Source organism: Paraburkholderia sp. A1RI_3L, from assembly GCF_048957895.1.
In the GTDB taxonomy this organism is placed as follows: Bacteria; Pseudomonadota; Gammaproteobacteria; order Burkholderiales; family Burkholderiaceae; genus Paraburkholderia; species Paraburkholderia kururiensis.
The window spans coordinates 381,151-401,715 of sequence record NZ_JARCHA010000004.1; the positions used below are offsets into that span (position 1 = coordinate 381,151).

The following is a 20,565-nucleotide window of genomic DNA, read 5'->3' on the forward strand; positions in this document are numbered from 1 at the left end:
GTTTTGAATTCGCACGCTGGGTTTAGCGTTGCTGTTGCCGCTACCGCTGTGCGAGGCGTTGCGCGCAGCCATGGCGTCGCTCAGGTCCAGTGTTTCGAGTCGGCAATCGACTGCCGGTAGCCCGGAGCGAGACCGAACGGGCGAGGCGCCGCGCGCGGGTGCAGCGCGTTCTTCGAGTCGGTCAATCGCGTCGCATTCGCCGCGGACGCGGGCGTTCCCTGACGACGCGCAGCATGTGCGGCTTGCGGTGCGTTCAGCGTTTCCAGTGCGTCCGGGGCGTCGCTTGCCATGCGTTCCAGCGGCAACTGCATGTCGGCGCCGACGGACATGACCGCGTCGACGAACGCGGGCAACCCGACGACATGGGTCACACCAGCAGTCACCGCTGCCAGCGCGATCAGGCGAAACGGCTTCACGGATCTCACGACGATCGGCTTCATGGGTAACACTCCGTGCGACACGAATCGCCAACCCGTCTGCCGGCGCCGCAGGGCCGCCGAAGCCGCCGGTGCATGCCGGCGTGGGACGAGCGTTCGAAAGTTGGCTGCTTGCGTTAGCGGCTTGCTTCGGCGAGAAACCAGGCGCGCCGCTGCGCCTCGTCGATCCAGTTCTCGATCAGGCTCGCCGTCGCGACATCCCGGTGGCGTTCGCACACTTCATGTGCGGCCAGCATGAAGGCGGCAAGCTGGAGGTTGTCGTGGCGCAGCTCGCTAAGCATTGCTTCGGGGCTCAGGTGGGTCGCGTCGTTGTCGGCGATGCGCTGACGTCGCGCCACGTCGCCGATCGAACGCAGCGTCGTGCCGCCAATCTTGCGCACGCGCTCGGCGATGTCGTCGGCAATGGCGAAGATCTGTGCGCCTTGCTCGTCGAGCATCAGGTGGTAGTCGCGAAAATGCGAACCCAGCATGTGCCAGTGAAAGTTCTTCGTTTTCAGATAGAGCGCGAACACGTCGGCGAGCAGCGGGTTCAGTGCATCGGAGATTTCGCCGATGGCGCACTCGTCGAAGCCGGCGGGCAATCGCGTGTCGGCCGCGTGAGTGGCGTGCGTGGCATGTGTGGCGTCTGACATGGTGAGACTCCTTTCGATGAATATGGATGACGGGGCGCGCGGGGTGCCCGCCATGCAGGGCGCGGCGGCGGTCAGGTCAGCTCATAGCCGTCGCGGGTGGGAAGGGGAGGCGGCAGGGGCGCGCCGCACATTTCGAGCAGTGTTCGCTCGATGTGCCGGACGATCGAGTCGAGCGCAAGGCTGTTCTGCGTCGTGCCGAACGGCTGGGACATCTCCGCCGCGATGGCTTCCAGCGCGAGCAGCGTGTACGAAAGAAACACCGACATGAGCGGCGTAAAGATGCCGACGGAATTGACGAGCCCGAATGGCAGCAGCAGGCAGTACGTGTAGACCGTGCGATGAACAAGCACGGCGTACGGAAACGGCATGGGCGTCGACGCGATGCGTTCGCATCCGCCCGCCACGGCGTGCAGCTCGTCGATGTGCTGGTTCCAGACGTATAGCGACGTGTCGCGCACGTCGTTGGTCGTCGCGAGCGCGGCAATGCGACCGCGCATCTCGTGGAGTATCTCCGCGGCGGGGTAGGCCTTCGTCGTGGCGGTGGTAGCCACCGGCAGCGAGTCCGCGCGTTGCCCGCCCTCGACGGGCACGGGGCGCAACTGCGACTTCAGCGCATGCGAGAACGCGATGATGCGCTTCACGAGTTCGATCCTGTCTTCGTGGGAGACGGCGGGCGCGAAGCACAGCAGGTGCGACGCGAATGCACGCGATGCGACGAGTGCCTGGCCCCACAGCGCCCGCGCCTCCACGTAGCACTGGTAGCTTGCGTTGTTGCGAAACGCGAGAAAGATCGCAAGCGTCAGCCCGATCAGCGTAAACGGCGTGGTGTCGGGCAGGATTTTTTCGCCAAAGATCGTGCCGTTGCTGAAGAGCGCGAACAACGCGACGAGCAGCAGCAGGGCGAGCTGCGGAATGATCGTGCGAAGGACTGAGCCCTTCCAGACGAAAAGCATGCGAAGCCAGTTTTCATGGTTTCTGACGATCATTTCGTGGGGCGCCGACGTCGCGGTAAGAGATGAGCAGCAAGGGCCGAGCGGCAAAATCGTGAGCCGATCTTGACGGCTCACGCGCCGCGCGGCTTTCGAATTCGCCCGCCGTGCAGACAATTCGCACGGCGGCCGGCGGCAGGTGCCACGAAGCAGCGAAGACTGGGCGCTGTGACCGTGCAGAACAGAAAACGCCGGTTCGGATTGAAAAGGTTTGCGCCTGTGCGCTTCGATACTGATGCCGGTGCGCGACCAGGCTGCCTGCAAGACACGAGCGGGACGGGCGTCGCGCGAATCGCCGTTTGCGGCCTGCCTCGTGCAGCGCTGCAAAAGCGGCATCGACCGGGAGCATGAACGATGGCAACGCTTGTATTGAAGGACGGCACGGAACTCTTCTACAAAGACTGGGGCAGCGGGCGCCCCGTCGTGTTCTCGCACGGCTGGCCGCTGAACGCCGACGCGTGGGATGCGCAGATGATGTATCTCGCCGCACGCGGTTATCGGGTGATCGCGCACGACCGCCGCGGCCACGGGCGCTCCGGCCAGCCGTGGGCGGGCAACGAGATGAACCGTTACGCCGACGACCTGGCCGAATTGATCGACTGCCTCGATCTGAAGGACGCGGTGCTGGTCGGGCACTCCACGGGCGGCGGCGAGGTGGCCCGCTACATCGGCCGGCACGGCACGGGCCGCGTCGCGAAGGCGGTGCTGATCGCAGCCGTTCCGCCGCTCATGCTGAAGACGCCCGCCAATCCCGGCGGCTTGCCGCTATCCGTCTTCGACGACATTCGCAAGAACGTCATGCAAAACCGCTCGCAATTCTTCAAAGACCTGGCCACGCCGTTCTACGGCTTCAACCGGGCAGGCGCGAGCCCGTCGCAGGGCACGGTGGATGCGTTCTGGTACGCGGGCATGCAATGCTCGATCAAGGGCGCGTACGACTGCATCAAGGCATTCTCGGAAACCGACTTCACCGACGACCTGAAGAAGATGAACGTAGCCACGCTCGTTTTGCAGGGCGACGACGACCAGATCGTTCCGATCGACGATTCCGGCCGGCTTTCGGTCGAGATCGTTCCCGATGGCCGTCTGAAGGTCTATCCGGGCGCGCCGCACGGTATGTGCACGACGCACGCCGACCAGGTGAACGCCGACCTGCTCACGTTCATCGAGGCTTGACGGGCGGCAGAGCAAAGGCGCTTGCATTCGCGAACCGGCCGGCGACGACTTTTTCCGCGATGCAACCGCTCCTATACCTACATATGATTTTCGCGGCCGGGCGTTTTCATTAAGATCCGTTCGACGTAGCGGGCAGTCCCGCCCGGGGCAATCCCGCCCGCTCACAGCGTCATTTCGGCCGAGGACCCGTCGTTTGCACATGAATCTGATCGTTTCGATTATCGACGACGACGAGTCGGTGCGCGTCGCGACATCGAGCCTCGTGCGCTCGCTCGGCTGGGGCGCGAGGCTCTACGCATCCGCCGAGCAGTTCCTCGCGAGCGACGAGGTGGACGGCGTGACCTGCATCATCTCCGACGTGCAGATGCCCGGCATTTCGGGGCTGGAGATGTATCGGCGTCTTCTCGACAGCGGCGTCCGGTTGCCTGTCATTTTCATTTCGGCCTTCGCGTCGGACCTCGTGCGCCGGCAAGCCCTCGACATCGGCGCGCTGTGCGTGCTGAGCAAGCCTGTCGATGCCGCCGAGGTTTCGCGTCATCTGGAAACGGTGAAGGCCGGTGGCGCGAATGCGGCTCGTTAAACGCGCCGGCGCGCCGTTTTTCTCTTTCTCGGGGCGGCATGCCGCCGGATGGCGTTGAATCCAGGATCGACCAGACTCTGGCGGGAGAACGCGGGCTTGCCGTATGCCGTTGCGGGCGCTGTTGCGCTGACCGTTTTTGCGATCGACGCGTTCACGTCGCTCGATATCGCGATTGCTGTGCTGTATGTAGTCGTCGTGCTGCTGGTGGCCTCCGCCGGATCGCGCCGGACCACCGCCGCCGTTGCATACGGCTGCGTGGCGCTGACGCTGATCGCGTTTGCGCTGTCGCACGACGAACACTATTCGGGCGGCGCGGTGGCGCGCTGCGCGGTCAGCGTGCTCGCCATCGTGATAACGGCAATGCTCGCGCTGCGCGATCAGGCCAATACGGCGATCCTGCGCGAACGGCTCGAACTGCTCGATCTCACGCACGATGCCATCGTCGTGTACGACATGAACGACCGGATCACGTTCTGGAATCAGGGCGCGGAAAAACTCTACGGCTGGACGGCCGTGCAGGCCATCGGCCAGCCCATTCACGAACTGACGCAAACGCACGCCACCAGCTCGCTCGAAGACATTCGCCGCGAAGTACTGCGCTCCGGGGCATGGCATGGCGAGGTGCAGCGCGTGCGCAAAGACGGCGAGATCGTGATGATCTCCAGCCGATGGGCGCTGTGGCGCGACCTGCGCGGCCAGCCCATCGCCATTCTGGCCACCAACAACGACATCACGGACCGCAAGCAGGTGGAGCACGCGCTGCGGCGCAGCGAGGCCTTTCTCTCGGACGCGCAGCGTCTCAGCCACACGGGCAGCATTGCCACGCGTCTCGCCGACGGGGCCATGTGGTGGTCGGAAGAAACGTACCGGATTGTCGAACTCCCCGTTGACGTGGCGCCCGGCATCGACCAGATCGTGGCGCGCGTTCATCCCGACGACGCGGCTGCCGTGGGCGAGGCGCAGCACCGCGTGATGACGGGCGAGCCGTACGTCGATATCCAGTTTCGTCTGCTGATGCCCGATGCCCGTGTGAAGCACGTCCACTATGTCGCGCATCTGGTGGCTCAGCAGGCCGAAGCCGAATATGTCGGCGCGCTGATGGACATTACCGAGCGTGTTGTCGCGCAGGACGCGCTCGAACGTTCGATGGCCGAGCTTGCGCATGCCACGCGGGTGACGATGCTGGGCGAACTGGCCGCCTCGATTGCGCACGAAGTGACGCAGCCGCTTGCAGCCATCGTGACGGCGGGCGACGCGGCGTTGCGCTGGCTCGACCGCCCGCAGCCCGATGTGGCGGAAGCTCGGCAATCCATCGAGCAGATGATTCGCGACGCGAAGCGCTCGACCGACGTGATTCGCCGCATCCGCGGTATGGCGCGCAAACGCGCGCCGGACGAGGCGGTGCTCGATCTGAATATGGTTGTGAGAGAATCGCTCGACCTCGTTCGGCGCGAGCTGGAGAGCCAGAAGATCGACGTCGAAACTGACTATTCGGGCTCACCCCAGCGCGTACGCGGCGACCGCGTGCAGTTGCAGCAGGTGGTCGTCAATCTCATGCTGAACGCGGTGCAGGCGATGTCGGGCGTCAAGCCCGGCGCGCGCCGCCTGCTGATCCGCACGCGTGCATTCGACCATCGCCACGCACAAGTGGTCGTGGAAGACACCGGCACGGGAATTCGCGAGGCGGATTTCGATCGGCTCTTCAGCGCGTTCTTCACGACGAAAGAGGACGGCATGGGCATGGGACTCTCGATTTGCCGGTCCATCGTGGAAGCCCATGGCGGCCGTATCTGGGCCGAGTTCCGCGAGCATCCGGGTGCGGTCATGCAGTTCGTGTTGCCACTCGACGAGGAAATGTGTCATGAGCACTGACGCGGAAGATCCAGCCGGGCAATCCATCGTCTATGTCGTCGACGACGACGAGTCGATGCGAACGGCGGTCGACATGCTGCTTCGGTCGGTGGGATTGCGCGTGGAGGCGTTCGCGTCGGCGCAGGAATTTCTCGCGTTCGACAAACCGGACGTGCCGAGCTGCCTCATTCTCGACGTGCGCCTGAAAGGCCAGAGCGGTCTCGCGGTTCAGGAGCAGATCGCGGCTGCGGACCTGCATCTGCCGGTCATTTTCATGACCGCGTATGGCGACATCGCGATGTCGGTGAAGGCGATGAAGGCGGGCGCAATGGATTTTCTCGCCAAGCCGTTTCGCGAGCAGGACATGCTGGACGCCGTGACCGCTGCGCTTGCGCGGGACGAGCAGTGGAGAAGCGAGCACCGGTCGCTTGCAGAGCTTCGTCGCCGTTACGCGACGTTGTCGGCACGCGAACGCGAAGTGATGGCCTTCGTGGCGAGCGGTCTGATGAACAAGCAGATTGCAGCTGAAATGAACCTGAGCGAAATCACCGTGAAGATTCACCGGGGCCAGGCCATGAGGAAGATGGAATCGCGTTCATTGGCCGACTTCGTACGCAAGGCAGAGGCACTGGGCATCAATCAGCCGGGGGAAGCCGCTGCGGCGGCGAAGGTTCGGAGCAGTTGAATCTGCTTGTCGCATGATGGCGGTTGCCTTCAGCGAGACTCGCTCGTTGGCGCGTATTCAGTCGCACATTCAACCGCGCCTTCAACCACGCCTTCAACCACGCCTTCAACCACGCCTTCAACCACGCCTTCAACCATTCTCCGCCTGCCGCCTCTCGCGATCGACGAGGCCCAGCGCGTCGGCCTTCAGCACGAAATCGGCGAGCGACGGCGACTTCATTTTCCTCATCGCCTGGCCGCGATGCAGTTTCACCGTGATCTCGCTCAGATTCAATTCGTCTGCGATCTGCCTGTTCAGCAAGCCGTTCGCCACCATCGTCATGATGGTGCGCTCCCGCGGCGTCAGCAGTTCGTAGCATGCGCGCAGGATGGCCGCGGACCGTTCGGCGGCGCGCCGCTTGCGGTCGGTCTCCAGCGCGCGGGTGACCGCATCGATCATGTCCTGAGCCCGGAACGGTTTCGTCAGGAAGTCGATGGCTCCCGCCTTCATGGCCTCAACCGACATGGCAATGTCGCCATGCGCCGTCATCAGGATTACGGGAAGGCGCAGTCTGTGCGCAATCTGCCGCTGCACCGCCAGTCCGCTTTGCCCCCTGAGCCGAACGTCGAGCACGACGCAGCCTGGTGCGTCGGGCAACTCGAGCGCGAGGAACGCTTGCGCCGTGGCGAACAGCCTCACGTTCAAACCCACCGAGTCGAGCAGCGATTCGACGGCCTGACGCATCGCGCTGTCGTCGTCTATCACGAAGACGGTCGGCTCGTTCGCGCCGCCTGGCGTTCCCGTCATGCCGTGCTCCGTCTGTCGAATCCGCAAGGCATGGCGCTTGCCGCGGGCACGCTGAATTCCACGGTGGCGCCAGGCCCGTCATTGTTCTTCATCGAAATTTCGCCCCCCAGCGATTGAATGATGGTTCGGCAGATCGACAACCCCAGACCCAGGCCGTCGGGCTTCGTTGTAAAGAACGGCTCGAAAAGCCTCTCCGCGTTTTCGGCGTGGATGCCTGATCCCGAATCGCGCACGGCGACGACGTGGCCGCGATGGTCGCAGCGCGATTCGATGACAAGCTCGCGTGCGGGACCGGCCGCCCGATCCATTGCCTGAATGCCGTTCATCACGAGATTCACGATCACCTGCGCAAGCTGGATACGGTCGCCCAGGGCCGGGCCCAAGTCGGGATCGAGCTTTGTCTTGAGCGTAACGTCGTGATTCAGGAGTTCGCGCCGCACGAGCGGGACGACGTCTTCGACGACGTCGTTGATGAAGAGCGGCGTGACGTGCGGCGGCGTGCGCATGGTCAGCGCGCGCAGGTGCCGGATGATTTCGGCGGCGCGCTGGCATTCGGCCGTAATACGCTGCAGACACGACAACGTGTTGCCGATGTCGGGCGAATCCCTGCCCAGCCAGTTCAGCGCCGCGGCGCTTTCTGCGCCGATTGCAGCAAGCGGCTGCCCCAGTTCGTGCGCAACCATGGCGGCCATCTCGCCACAGGTCGTGACGCGCGCCGCCTTGCACGGCGACCCGCTGTTTCGTCTGCGGTTGACGATACCGGCAATCGTCACCGGGAGCATGGCGAGCAGGCACTTCATGGCTGGACAGACCCGCTCAGGGCGCGAGATGCGCCTTGATCTGCGCCGACATCTGGTGGATGGCGGCCTGCGGCTCCGGGTCGCTTTGAATGCCGTTCAACAGGACGAAGTCGTGAATCATCCCGTTGTAGCGCGTAGCGATCACCGAAACGCCGGCCTCCTTGAGCTTGCGGGCGTAGGCCTCGCCTTCGTCGCGCAACGGGTCGTTTTCCGCGGTGATGACGAGCGCGGGCGGAAGTCCGCGCAACTGCTGCAGGCTCGCGCGCAGCGGCGAGACATACGGGTTGTTGCGCTCGGCGGCGCCCGGTGCGTACAGATCCCAGCCGTACTTCATGAACGCGCGGGCAAGGAACCGCCCGGTTCCGTATTCGTGGTAGGACGCGGTGTCCACGCTCGCGTCCGTCGCGGGGATCATCAGCACCTGATAGCTGATCTTCGGGCCGCCGCGGTCTTTGGCCATGAGCGTGAGCGCCGCGGTCATGTTGCCGCCCACGGAATTGCCCGCCACGGCAATGCGGCTGCCGTCCGCGCCGAATTCTTCGGCATGGGCCGCTACCCACTTCAGTACGGCATAGGACTGATCGAGCTGGGTAGGAAAGCGCGCCGCAGGCAAGGAGGTGTATTCGACGAATACGCCGATCTGCCCGGAGTTGACCACCAGGTCCCGCAACAGACGCTGATGGTTCTGGAAGTTGCCGACGATCCACACGCCGCCGTGGATGAACAGCAGCACGCCCGGCTTACCGGCCACCTGCTCCGGCTTCATGATGTAGATCTTCACGGTTTGACCATCCTGCGTGATGGTCTGTTCGGTTGTGCCCACCCCGGACATATCGACCGGCGTCTTGTTCTGCAGCGCGGTCAGGATGTCCTGCGGCTTCGGCTGAGGGAGTTCCCAGAACGGGCTCGTGTCCTTGTTGATGTCCCGCAGAAAGGCGCGAACCTGTGGGTCGATCCGGGGGTCGGTCGCTGCGTCCGGCGCCGCAAAGGCGGTTTGCGTCATGAGGGCTGCTCCGAGGGTCAGTGCTGCGAGTGAGAACACGAGCTTCATGGTCATAGTCTCCGGGTTGGAGTGACCTAGTGTGCTCGGCGCAGCCGACCCTCGCTTCTGTCAAATGACCAGTCCGATGACGGATAGGCCGTCACCCAGCCGGGTTCTCGACCTTGGCAACAATAGCGCCCAGCGAAGACCGTGACGTGATTCCGGTCTTCGCAAAAATCTGGCGAAGGTGATAGCCGACAGTGCGGTGAGACAGATACAGCCTGACGCCGATCTCCTTGTTCGACAGTCCATCGGCCGCAAGTTGCGCGATGTGAAGCTCTTGCGGGGTGAGCGTCTCCCATGCGCGCTCCGTTCGCCGGCGGCTGGTTTCGCCCGAGGCGCGCAGTTCCTCACGCGCGCGATTGCACCAAGGCGAGGCACCGAGCGCATCGAAGATGTCGCGCGCTTCTCGCAGCGGCGCTCTTGCCTTCGCCGACCTGCGCTGGCGACGCAGCCATTCGCCGTACGCGAGCAGCAGCCGTCCACGCAGGAACGGCCAGTTCTTCGCGCCCGGCCCGAGACCTTCCAGGAAGAACGGCTCGGCGTCGGCGGGCGCGGCGAGCAGCGCCTTGCCGTAATTCAGCATGGTCTTGACCCACGGCACGGGCATCGGGGCCGAGATACGTTCCGCTTCTTCAATTGCGCGGCGCGCGGCGTCCGCGTTGCCGGAAAAAACGCCGGCTTCCACGAAGTCCGCGAGTCCAAAGAACTGCAGACCGGAGTTGAAGGCCGGGTCTGAAGGGATGAAAAGGCGCCGCAGGTGTTCGTATGCCTCCCAATGCCGGCCCGCTCCGATTGCCGAGATGCCGCGCGCCACCTGCAACATCGCGAGCAGGAAGCTGGCGCCTAGGGAGAGCGCGAGGCGTTCGGCCTGCGCCGCGAAGGCCTCGGATTGCTCGACGTTGCCCTGCATGCCTGCCAGCCTCGCTTTCACGATTGTGGCCGCGGCGATCCACGGCGTGCCGCCTGTCTCTTCGGCAAAGCGGACGGCTTCCTCGGCTTCGCGCATTGCGCTCGTCCAGTTGCCCACCTCCATCTCGGCCCACGCCTGCGCGAAGAGTACGCGGGCGAGGTCGCTAAGTCGCCCCTGTTCCCGCAGTGCGGCACTCGACTCCGAGAGAAAACTGACGCCAAGGTCGAAGGCGCCGATGACATTGGCCGTGCTGCCCAGAATGCGCGCAACGGCGGGGTCGCCATCTCTTGTTTCCACGAGCTGCCGCAGCCTTGCATGCAGGGCGCCGCCCAGGTGCAGGGGCTCGACGTAGGCGGAGATGGCGATCGAGCGCGGATCGGTCTGCGGCAACGCTAGCCGGCTTGCCGCAGCCAGAACCCTCGCGCCCAGTCCGTCGCTTGCACCGCTCCACCAGCAGCGTTGCGCGGCGCGCCACACCAGATTGCCCGCCAGATCTTTGGCCCCTGCGGCGTCGGCCCGAGCCGCGAAGTCGATCAGAGCCGGTATCTTCGCCGGATCGCTGATCGCGGAAGGCTGACTGATCTCACGGCACCAGCCCACGCGCGCTGAGGCGAGTTGATCGGTGGTGTCCACGTCGGCCTGGCGCAGCAGACGCTCCAGCAGTTCCGGCTGGCTCAGATCGGCCGCGAGTTCGGCCGCCCGCAAGAGCCGGTCGGTCCTCGCGCTCGCCGTGCCGCTCAGACGCGCCGCGTTTTCCAGCACCTCGATCGCCATGGCCACGGCGCCGCGCCGCAGCGCGCGCGCCGCCATGCGGTCGTAGTCTTCGGCGAGTGCGTCGTCGGTTCCGATGGTGGCGGCCGCACGATGCCACAGCCGACGGTCCACCTGATCCTGAATGGTCGCCGCAAGCGCCGCGTGAATCTTTTGGCGCGTGGCCAGATCTGCCGCCTGGTGCATCGCGGACCGAACGAGCGGGTGCCGGAACCGCACCTCCGTTCCGTCGATCTGGATCAGCCCGGCGGCAATAGCTGGCGACAGGGCGTCGAAGCCCGACTGCTTGCCGAGCACGGCTTCGCCCGCAGAGATGATTTCGTGGAGCGAGGTGCCGTCGTTTTCGGCGGCGACGAACAGCAGCGTTCGCGCCGCATCCGGAAGGTCGGACAAACGGCTCGAAAAGGCGCGCTCCAGGCGCTCTGTCAGCGGCAGCCAGGGCGCGTCCTGGAGCGGCCCGGCGCGTTCGCCGTGAGGCAGTTCCAGCAAAGCCAGCGGATTGCCCGCCGCCTCCTGGAGAAAACGGCTGCGCAGGTCGGCCGGAAGGTGCGGGGCATGGCTGTCCAGCAGCCGCTCCGCATCGGCTTCGTTCAGTCCTGAAAGCCGCAGCCGCAGCGTGGATGCATCCCCAAAGGAACGGTTGAAGTCGTCGCGCATGGCCACGAGCAGAACGACGGAGTCCGCACTCAATCGGCGCGAGATGAAGGCCAGCACGTCATAGGTTTCCTGATCCAGCCATTGCACGTCGTCCGCAACAAGCAGCACGGGCTTGCTGGTGGCGGTCAGCAGCGTCAGCGTTGCGAGCGCCACGAGGAAGATGTCCGGCGGCCCCACGTCGTCGCAGACGCCGAAGGCCGTGAGCAAGGCCGAGCGCTGCCGCGGCACGAGGTTCGCTGCCCGCTTCATGAGCGGGCGTAGCGCAAGTTCGAGTGCGGCGAACGGCAAATGGACTTCGGCCCGCACGCCGGTCATCGTCAGCGCGGCAATGCCGCGCTCGGCCGCCCGATGTTTCGCGACTTCGAGCAGCGCGGATTTTCCGATTCCGGGCTCGCCGGTGATAACGAGCGTTGAGCCGCCCCGGTCGATCTGATCGATCAGATGATTGATCAGGGCGATATCGTGCTCCCGGCCTTCCAGCGCCAGCGGCATCAATGGCGTTTCATCCGTGCGCGTTTGCGGCGGCACGGCTGCCTTCTTGGTCGGCTTGGTCATCCCACAACCGTCGCAGAGGTGCCGCCGGGCCTATGTCGATCTGTTCTGGCGCACCGTGCCGTCTGTGGGATCGGGAGGAGCGCTATGTGATTCGTCAAATGCGGGCGTACCGGGTTGATAGCGTGCGCCGCCCAGCATGGTGAACGGCTCGCGTTGGAAATCGCGTTAGTCTACCCCGCCCGCAAAACGACCGATTTCCGGACTGCACGATTGTCCGGATTCCGTCCGTCCGACCTCCGCAACGGCGATTCACGCCTTCCGTCGAATCCGACCCACATTCGCCCAAAGCCTTGCCCTACGCGACTCGCGAGCCCGACTGCGAGCCGAACAGCGCGCGATGGCATGCCTGTTGCACAAAGCGCGTCGGCGTCGCAGATGCGGCGTGGTCGTGTCGCGGTGGCTGCCGCGACGACATGACACCAATCTTTGGAGACGAAAACATGGAAGGGCTTTCGCAAGTCCAGGTGTTGGGCATCGATGCCGGCGGCACGATGACCGATACCTTTTTCGTGCGTGCGGACGGGCGGTTTGTCGTCGGCAAGGCGCAGAGCAATCCCGAAGACGAGTCGCTCGCCATCTTCAATTCGTCGCAGGACGCGCTCGCCCACTGGCAGCGCGACGTCGATCAGGTCTACCCGGAACTCGTGACGTGCGTGTATTCCGGCACGGCCATGCTCAACCGCGTGGTGCAGCGCAAGGGGCTCGACGTGGGCTTGCTCGTGAACAAGGGCTTCGAGCACGTGCATCTGATGGGGCGCGCGATCCAGAGCTACCTCGGCTATGCGCTGGAGGAGCGCATCCACCTGAACACGCATCGCTACGACGAACCGCTCGTGCCGCTCGCGCGTACGCGCGGCGTGACGGAGCGCACCGACGTGCAGGGCGACGTCGTGATTCCGCTGCGCGAAGCGGAGGTTCGGCAGGCCACGCGCGAACTGGTGGCAGCCGGCGCGAAGGCCATCGTGATCTGCTTCCTGCAGTCTCACAAGAACGCGACGAGCGAGCGGCAGGCACGCGACATCGTGCGCGACGAACTGAAGTCGATTCGTGCGGACGTGCCGGTGTTCGCCTCGGTGGACTACTACCCGCAGCGCAAGGAAAGCCACCGCATGAACACGACGGTGCTCGAAGCTTACGCGGCCGAGCCTTCGCGGCAGACGCTCAAGAAGGTCAGCGACCGCTTCCAGAAGCACGGCGCGAAGTTCGACCTGCGCGTAATGGCCACGCATGGCGGCACGATCAGCTGGAAGGCGAAAGAGCTTGCGCGCACCATCGTTTCGGGGCCTATTGGCGGCGTGATCGGTTCGAAGCTGCTGGGCGAGGCGCTCGGCTACGACAACATCGCGTGCTCGGATATCGGCGGCACGTCGTTCGACATGGCGCTCATCACGAAGGGCAACTTCGCGATCGCCTCGGACCCGGACATGGCGCGCCTCGTTCTTTCGCTGCCGCTCGTCACGATGGACTCGGTGGGCGCGGGCGCGGGCAGCTTCGTGCGGCTCGACCCCTACAGCGGCTCCATCAAGCTCGGGCCGGACAGCGCGGGCTATCGCGTGGGCACCTGCTGGCCGGACAGCGGCCTCACCACGGTTTCGGTGTCCGACTGTCACGTCGTGCTCGGCTATCTGAACCCCGCGAATTTCCTGGGCGGTCAGATCAAGCTCGACGTCGAACGCGCACGCCAACACATCAAGACGCAGATCGCCGATCCGCTCCACCTTACCGTCGAGGACGCCGCGGCCGGCGTGATCGAGCTGCTCGATCTGCAGCTTCGCGAGTACCTGCGCTCGAACGTCAGCGCGAAAGGCTACAACCCAACCGAGTTCGTCTGCTTCTCATACGGTGGGGCCGGGCCCGTGCACACCTATGGCTACACGGAAGGGCTCGGTTTCAAGGACGTCGTCGTGCCGGCCTGGGCCGCGGGCTTCTCGGCGTTCGGCTGCGCATGCGCGGATTTCGAATATCGCTACGACAAGAGCGTGGATCTTGCGCTGCCCCAGGCGGCCTCCGATGCCGACAAGGCAGCGGCCGCGCAGACCATCCAGAAGGCGTGGGCCGAACTCACGGCGAAAGTGATCGAGGAATTCCGCATCAACGGCTTCAGCGAAAAAGACGTGATTCTGCGGCCTGGCTTTCGCATGCAGTACATGGGCCAGCTCAACGACCTGGAAATCGAGTCGCCCATCGCGAGCGCGGCCACCGCGCAGGACTGGGACCGTATCGTGACCGCGTTCGAAGACACCTACGGACGCGTCTACGCCAGCTCGGCGCGCTCTCCCGAACTGGGCTTTTCGGTGACGGGCGCAATCATGCGCGGCATGGTGCTCACGCAAAAACCGGTGCTGCCCGAGGACGCGTCGGGCGGTCCCACGCCGCCGCAGGCCGCGCGCGTCGGCACGCGCAAGCTCTATCGCCACAAGCAGTGGCACGACGCAGTGGTCTGGCGCATGGAGGCGCTCAAGCCGGACAACGAGATCGTGGGCCCCGCGATCATCGAATCGGATGCCACCACCTTCGTGGTTCCGAAGGGTTTCGCGACCACGCTCGACAAGCATCGCCTCTTCCATCTCAGAGAAGTCCGGTAAGGAGACACACCATGAATATGATGTCCAACCAGGAAGTCGGCTTCGCCGATCTTCTCAAGAACGGTCAGACGCTCAAGCAGTTCCGCGACGGCATTCTCGGGCGCACCGCGCAATCGGGCCACTACAACGGTCTCGCCAGGCTCGAACTCAGGGAGAGCGACCCCATTCGCTACGAGAAGATGTTTTCGAAGCTGCGCGGCGGCCTCGTGCACGCACGCGAGACGGCGAAGAAGATCGCAGCGAGCCCGATCGTCGAGCAGGAAGGCGAGCTGTGCTTCACGCTCTACAACGCGGCCGGCGACTGCGTGCTCACCTCCACGGGAATCATCATCCACGTCGGCACGATGGGCGCCGCGATCAAGTACATGATCGAGAACAACTGGGAGGCCAACCCCGGCATTCATCCCGGCGACATGTTCACGAACAACGACTGTTCGATCGGCAACGTGCACCCGTGCGACATCGCCACCATCGTGCCGATCTTCGCGCACGGCAAGCTCGTGGGTTGGGTGGGCGGCGTCACGCACGTGATCGACACGGGCGCGGTGACGCCGGGTTCCATGTCGACGGGGCAGGTGCAGCGCTTCGGCGACGGCTACATGATCACGTGCCGCAAGACGGGCGTGAACGACACGCCGCTGCGCGACTGGCTGCATGAGAGCCAGCGTTCCGTGCGCACGCCGAAATACTGGATTCTCGACGAGCGCACGCGCATTGCAGGCTGCCACATGATTCGTGACCTGATCGAAGAGGTGATCGAGGACGAAGGCATCGAGGCCTATGAGAAATTCGCGTACGAGGTAATTGAAGAAGGGCGCCGCGGTTTGCAGACGCGCATCAAGGCCATGACGCTGCCCGGCAAGTACCGCAAGGTCGCGTTCGTGGACGTGCCGTACAACCATCCCGACGTGCAGACCTCGTCGGCCTTCGCGAAGCTCGACTCCATCATGCATTCGCCCGTGGAAATGGAGATCCGGCGCGACGCCACCTGGCGGCTCGACTTCGAAGGCGCGAGCCGTTGGGGCTGGCACTCGTATAACGCGCACCAGGTCGCGTTCACGAGCGGTATCTGGGTGATGATGACGCAAACCCTCGTGCCGACGCAGCGCATCAACGACGGCGCGTACTTCGGCACCGAATTCCATTTGCCGAAGGGCGCATGGATGAATCCCGACGACCGCCGCACGGGCCACGCGTATGCCTGGCACTTCCTGGTCTCGGGCTGGAGTGCGCTGTGGCGCGGCCTCTCGCAAGCCTATTTCAGCCGCGGCTATCTCGAAGAAGTCAACGCGGGCAACGCGAACACGTCCAACTGGTTGCAAGGCGGCGGCATCAATCAGGACGGCGACATTCACGCGGTGAACAGTTTCGAGGCGTCGTCTTGCGGCACCGGCGCGTGCGCGATCAAGGACGGGCTCAACCATGCGGCCGCGATCTGGAATCCCGAAGGCGACATGGGGGACATCGAGATCTGGGAAATGGCGGAGCCGCTGCTCTATCTGGGCCGCAACGTGAAGGCCAATTCGGGCGGCTACGGGAAGTACCGCGGCGGCTGCGGTTTCGAGACGCTGCGCATGGTCTGGAAAGCCCAGGACTGGACGATGTTCTTCATGGGCAACGGCTACATGAACAGCGACTGGGGGCTCATGGGCGGATACCCGGCGGCCACGGGCTACCGCTTCGAGGCGCATCACACGGGCCTCGACCAGCGTATTGCACAGGGCGAGAGCCTGCCGCTGGGTGGCGACACCAACCCGGACGTGCCCGACTACGAGAACCATCTGAACGCGGGCGCACGCATCAAGCGCGACCAGCAGTGCATGACGACGGAAGACTGCTACGACAACTACGACCTGTATCTGAACTACCTGCGCGGCGGGCCCGGCTTCGGCGATCCGCTCGATCGCGGCATCGAGGCGATCGAGCGCGATCTCAACAATGCGGTGCTGCTGCCCGAGTACGCGCAGAAGGTCTACGGCGCGGTCGCAACGAAAGACGCGCACGGCATCTGGCATGTCGATGCAAAGCAGACGGCGCTGCTGCGCATCGAGATTCGCAACCAGCGGCTTGCGCGCTCGCAGCCCACGCGCGAGTGGATGAAGAGCGAGCGCGAGCGCATCCTGGTCAAGCATGCCTCGACGCAGGTCAAGCACATGTTCGCGACGAGCTTCGGCCTTTCGACGAAGTTCGAAGCGCAGTTCCGCACGTTCTGGGATCTGCCCGAATCGTGGACGCTCACGGAGGACGAACTCGACGTGCCCACCTACGGCTCGAAGTTCCGCATGGATCTTTCGAAGATGCCCGACGTGAACACGGTCGTACTGGTCGAGGAATAACGCGCGGCTTGTCCTGAAAACTGTCTACGGAGAAAGTGAAGATGTCTACCTACACGAAGGAACAGATCGCGAACCTGGTCGACGGCACGCTCGACTGGGAGACGACGTTGCGCATGCTCTCGATGCCCAAGGACGGAGAGCGCTTCGAGATGTACCTCGACGCCCTGCAACGCAAGCTGGGCTGGAAAGATCGCATCATCCTGCCGCTGGGCCCGCACCTCTATATCGTCCAGCAGCAGGCGTCGAAGAAGTGGGTCACGCAATGCGATTGCGGTCACGTGTTCTGCGACTACCGCGAGAACTGGAAGCTGCACGCGAGCATTTTCGTGCGGGATTCCGAGGAGGCCATGGACGAGGTCTACCCGCGCCTCATGGCGCCCGACACGCAATGGCAGGTGTATCGCGAGTACTACTGCCCCACCTGCGGCGCGATGCACGACGTCGAGGCGCCCACGCCGTGGTATCCGGTGGTTCACGACTTCGAACCCGACATCGAGGGTTTCTACGCAGAGTGGCTGAAGCTGCCGGTGCCTGAACGCGCCGATTAGTACGACGTTTGATCCGGCTGGCGCGTAATGGCGCCGGAGGAATGGCGTTGGCGACGGTGCCAACCCGCCCCGCTTTCGCTCAGGCGAAGCGGGGCGTTCGTTTTTCGGACGTTCGATTTTCGAACGGTGTGCCTGTCTTCCTGCGCTATTTGTGGCCGTGAGCCCCTTGTGCAGTGCTCTGCGCGGGGAAGAAGCCTGTGCGCGCGTACCCGCCGAATTGGCGTGCACATTGCTTGTTCGAGCCGCGCATCAGAGTACGATGCGAGAGGGGTGGTCGGGCTATGGCCGCGACGCTCCACCTCAAAGAGGGCCGAAACATACGGCTACGCGATTCGCGCCATGCGAATCGCCAGGAGACACGCATGCAACATACAGGTACGCCAATGGACTGGTTTTCCAGTCCGGAGCGCGACGGCAGCATCATGTCCGCATGGGAGCATCTCGTAGGAGGGGGCGAGTGGCATTCGTCCGAGGTGCGCGGCGTGGTGGACGATTCCTGGCAACGCTGCCTTGTGGGCCGCGTCGACCCCGCGGTGGATCGTGCGCCGCCGCCCATCGGCGAAAATCAACTGAGACATTGGCTGGCCGGGAATGCGCAGCTCGTCAACGCGAGCTTGCCGCTGATGCAGCAAACGCGCGAACTGCTTGCGCAGACCGGCACCGTCATGCTGCTCGCCGACCCCGAAGGCATGATCCTTCAGCACGAAGGCGACATGCGCATCATCGACCCGGCGCGTGAAGTGGGTCTGGTGCCGGGCTGCAACTGGACCGAGCTCAATTGCGGTACCAACGCGATCGGCACCGCGCTCGCGCTGCGGCAGCCCGTGCAGATTCATGGCGCGGAACATTTCTGCGCAGGCATCAAGCGCTGGACCTGCTCGGCAACCGTCATTCGCGACCCGCTGGACGGGCAAGTGCTGGGCGTGATCGACGTATCGGGGCTCGCGGACACCTACAACCGCTATAGCCTCGCGTTGACCGTGTCGCTCGCGGGCCGCATCGAAAGCCGCATCGCGAAAGACGCGATGGAGCGCCGCCTGCGCATGCTGGACCGGTGCGCGTCGCGTTTCGGTTCGCTTGCTTCGGATGCCGTATTGATTGTCGACGAACGCGGACGTCTCGTTAAGGCCAATGCGCAGGTCGTGCCCGCGCTGCGGCGCTTCGGCTTCGACGTGCAGATCGACGCGAGTTTCACGGTGCCGGGTTTGAGCCACCTGGCCGACGCGGGACCGTCGGCGAATGCGCCGGCGTGGCTGCATCACGCGCACGTGGAAACCTTGCGCGAAGGCGACGCGATACTCGGCTTCATGATCGTGATACCGGGCAGCGAAGTCGTGCGCGGATCGGTTCCGATCGCGCGCGGCCGCGATATGCAGCCTGATTCGACCGGCGCATTCAAGCGTCTCGTGGGCGAGAGCCGCGTCTTGCGGGACGCCGTCGACAAGGCGCGTCAACTCGCGCGGTCGCGGGTTCCCGTGCTGTTGCTCGGCGAAACAGGCGTGGGCAAAGAGCTTTTTGCACAAGGCATTCACCAGGCAAGCGAACGCGCGGACGGACCATTCATCGCGCTCAACTGCGGCGGGTTATCGAGAGATCTGCTCGCGAGCGAACTCTTCGGCTACGCCGAGGGAGCCTTTACCGGCGCGCGCAAGTCCGGCGCGGCGGGCAAGATCGAGGCAGCCGACGGCGGCACACTGTTTCTCGACGAAATAGGCGAGATGCCGGTGGACATACAACCGCATCTGCTGCGCGTGCTCGAAGAAAACGAAATCTACCGGCTTGGAGAAAATACGCCGCGCAAGGTGAATTTCCGCCTGGTGGCGGCGACCCATCGCAACCTCAAAGACGCGATCTCCAGCGGCACGTTCCGAATGGACCTGTTCTACCGGATCGCTGTGACGACCATTTCGATTCCGAGTCTGCGCGAGCGTACCGAGGATTTGCCGGCCCTCATTGCGTACTGGCTGGAGCGCCTGTGCCAGTCATACGGCGTGCCGGCCCGCTCGTTCGACGACGAAGCCTATGCGCGTCTGCTGGCGTACCCGTGGCCCGGCAACGTGCGCGAATTGCGCAACGCGATAGAGGGCTCGCTTTTGCTGGCGAGCGGCTCCGTCATCACGGCGGACAAGTTGCCCGCCGAAGTTCGCGTGACGGGCGCGCTTGCCGGATACGTCGCGAAACAGGCAGCGGCCGTGGAGCCGGGAAGTGCTGAGGATTCGCTCAAGCTGGCGGAGGCCGAGACGATCCGCCGCGCGCTCGATCGCAATGCCGGCAATCTCACGCAAACCGCGAATCAGCTCGGCATCGCGAAAAGCACGCTGTACGAAAAACTGCGTCGTTACGATCTGATTGCGCGGGTAAGCGACGTACGCAGACGCGCGGCGAATTGAAGGTCGGAGCTTGCGCGACCTGCAAGGCCCTGCTCCGTGCGTCGTTTCTTCTCGCATGTTCAAAACCCTGCTGCGCGCCGGAACGTAGCGGCGAGGCACGCGCAGAAGCGCCATAGGGCGCCGGCGATTGCAGCCAGGAACGCGTAATGCGGCACTGCAATGGGTTTGCCGATCTCGCAGAGGTGGAGCGATATCTCGCTGCGGAATTGCACGAACGGCTCTCGGGCTGAACGCGCGGCAATGGTGGCGACGTCAGAAGACCGTATGGTCCGATTAGCGTGCGTAGCGTCCGCCTCCCATCGGGAACGGTGCGTACCTTTCACGCCGCGCAGGACGCGTGCCGCCGCGGCTCCACCGGAGATGACGATGACCGATAACCTGAATCGACCCGACCTGCCGCCCGACGTCGCCGCCGACGTCGAACGGATCTATCGCGAATGGGACCGTGCATGGTCGGCCGACGACCTCAAGGCGATGCTCGCCTTGTACGCACCGAACGCGGTGCTCGAAAGCCCGCTCGTTCCTCATTTGCTCGGCGGCCATGACGGCGCGCTCGACGGGCGCGAGCGCATCGGCGAGCTGCTTGATCGCGCCGCGCCGCGCAAGCCGGATGCGCGGTCGTTCCATCGCGAGGGCTACTTCACGAACGGAAGCCGGCTGATCTGGGAATACCCGCGCGCAACGCCGAATGGCGAGCAGATGGATTTCGTCGAGGCGATGGACATCGAGAACGGTCTGATTCGCCGCCATCGCGTGTACTGGGGCTGGCGCGGCGTCGAGGTAATCAAGGCGGATGCGTATTACAAGGGGCAGCGCTGAGACAACCCGCCTG

General features: G+C 64.5%; 16 protein-coding genes. 9 read left to right on the plus strand and 7 right to left on the minus strand.

What is annotated here, in order from left to right:
- Window positions 1-80 precede the first annotated feature (80 nt).
- The 3 genes from PXJ20_RS14375 to PXJ20_RS14385 form a co-directional block, all read right to left on the minus strand.
- Complete coding sequence (locus PXJ20_RS14375; protein WP_421031335.1) at window positions 81-440, minus strand: hypothetical protein; 360 nt, start codon at window positions 438-440, stop codon at window positions 81-83.
- A gap of 113 nt (window positions 441-553) precedes the next feature.
- On the minus strand, window positions 554-1,069 hold the full coding sequence (locus PXJ20_RS14380; RefSeq protein ID WP_421031334.1) for a Dps family protein: 516 nt from the start codon (window positions 1,067-1,069) through the stop codon (window positions 554-556).
- 71 nt (window positions 1,070-1,140) lie between these two features.
- Window positions 1,141-2,055, minus strand: coding sequence for a bestrophin family protein (locus PXJ20_RS14385; protein ID WP_126876024.1), 915 nt, complete (start codon window positions 2,053-2,055; stop codon window positions 1,141-1,143).
- 357 nt (window positions 2,056-2,412) lie between these two features.
- Here PXJ20_RS14385 and PXJ20_RS14390 point away from each other — a divergent pair, with 357 nt between their 5' ends.
- The 4 genes from PXJ20_RS14390 to PXJ20_RS14405 all read left to right on the plus strand — a co-directional run bounded on the left by PXJ20_RS14390 (window position 2,413) and on the right by PXJ20_RS14405 (window position 6,350).
- Window positions 2,413-3,234, plus strand: coding sequence for an alpha/beta fold hydrolase (locus PXJ20_RS14390; RefSeq protein ID WP_421031333.1), 822 nt, complete (start codon window positions 2,413-2,415; stop codon window positions 3,232-3,234).
- A 199-nt stretch (window positions 3,235-3,433) separates the two neighbouring features.
- The gene (locus PXJ20_RS14395) at window positions 3,434-3,814 is read left to right on the plus strand and encodes a response regulator transcription factor (protein WP_413214079.1); all 381 of its coding nucleotides are present in this window, start codon (window positions 3,434-3,436) and stop codon (window positions 3,812-3,814) included.
- 48 nt (window positions 3,815-3,862) lie between these two features.
- A complete protein-coding gene (locus PXJ20_RS14400; protein ID WP_421031332.1) occupies window positions 3,863-5,686 on the plus strand; it encodes a PAS domain S-box protein in 1,824 nt (607 codons plus the stop codon).
- Window positions 5,676-6,350 (plus strand): response regulator transcription factor, encoded by a 675-nt coding sequence (locus PXJ20_RS14405; protein ID WP_126876021.1) that lies wholly within the window; start codon window positions 5,676-5,678, stop codon window positions 6,348-6,350. The genes PXJ20_RS14400 and PXJ20_RS14405 overlap by 11 nt, the downstream gene beginning before the upstream one ends.
- A 129-nt stretch (window positions 6,351-6,479) precedes the next feature.
- Here the strand turns inward: PXJ20_RS14405 and PXJ20_RS14410 are convergent, their stop codons facing one another.
- From PXJ20_RS14410 to PXJ20_RS14425, 4 genes are all read right to left on the minus strand, one after another.
- On the minus strand, window positions 6,480-7,136 hold the full coding sequence (locus PXJ20_RS14410; RefSeq protein WP_413214081.1) for a response regulator transcription factor: 657 nt from the start codon (window positions 7,134-7,136) through the stop codon (window positions 6,480-6,482).
- Complete coding sequence (locus PXJ20_RS14415; protein ID WP_421031331.1) at window positions 7,133-7,936, minus strand: sensor histidine kinase; 804 nt, start codon at window positions 7,934-7,936, stop codon at window positions 7,133-7,135. Before PXJ20_RS14415 ends, PXJ20_RS14410 begins: the two co-directional genes overlap by 4 nt.
- 16 nt (window positions 7,937-7,952) lie before the next feature.
- Entirely contained in the window at window positions 7,953-8,987 is a 1,035-nt protein-coding gene (locus tag PXJ20_RS14420) for an alpha/beta hydrolase (protein ID WP_421031330.1), read from the minus strand.
- 91 nt (window positions 8,988-9,078) lie between these two features.
- Window positions 9,079-11,874, minus strand: coding sequence for a helix-turn-helix transcriptional regulator (locus tag PXJ20_RS14425; protein ID WP_421031328.1), 2,796 nt, complete (start codon window positions 11,872-11,874; stop codon window positions 9,079-9,081).
- Between the two features lie 440 nt (window positions 11,875-12,314).
- Between PXJ20_RS14425 and PXJ20_RS14430 the strand changes: the two genes are divergently transcribed.
- The 5 genes from PXJ20_RS14430 (at window position 12,315) to PXJ20_RS14450 (ending at window position 20,552) form a co-directional block, all read left to right on the plus strand.
- A complete protein-coding gene (locus PXJ20_RS14430) occupies window positions 12,315-14,459 on the plus strand; it encodes a hydantoinase/oxoprolinase family protein (protein WP_199542224.1) in 2,145 nt (714 codons plus the stop codon).
- Window positions 14,460-14,470: 11 nt separating this feature from the next.
- A complete protein-coding gene (locus PXJ20_RS14435) occupies window positions 14,471-16,795 on the plus strand; it encodes a hydantoinase B/oxoprolinase family protein (RefSeq protein WP_199542110.1) in 2,325 nt (774 codons plus the stop codon).
- 41 nt (window positions 16,796-16,836) lie between these two features.
- On the plus strand, window positions 16,837-17,343 hold the full coding sequence (locus PXJ20_RS14440; RefSeq protein ID WP_017773431.1) for an acetone carboxylase subunit gamma: 507 nt from the start codon (window positions 16,837-16,839) through the stop codon (window positions 17,341-17,343).
- A gap of 362 nt (window positions 17,344-17,705) precedes the next feature.
- Window positions 17,706-19,733 carry a sigma-54-dependent Fis family transcriptional regulator gene (locus PXJ20_RS14445; RefSeq protein ID WP_421031327.1) on the plus strand — a complete coding sequence of 676 codons (2,028 nt, stop codon included), beginning with the start codon at window positions 17,706-17,708 and terminating at the stop codon, window positions 19,731-19,733.
- A gap of 366 nt (window positions 19,734-20,099) precedes the next feature.
- Window positions 20,100-20,552: a nuclear transport factor 2 family protein gene (locus PXJ20_RS14450; RefSeq protein ID WP_421031326.1), complete on the plus strand. Its 453-nt coding sequence runs from the start codon at window positions 20,100-20,102 to the stop codon at window positions 20,550-20,552.
- Window positions 20,553-20,565: the final 13 nt, after the last annotated feature.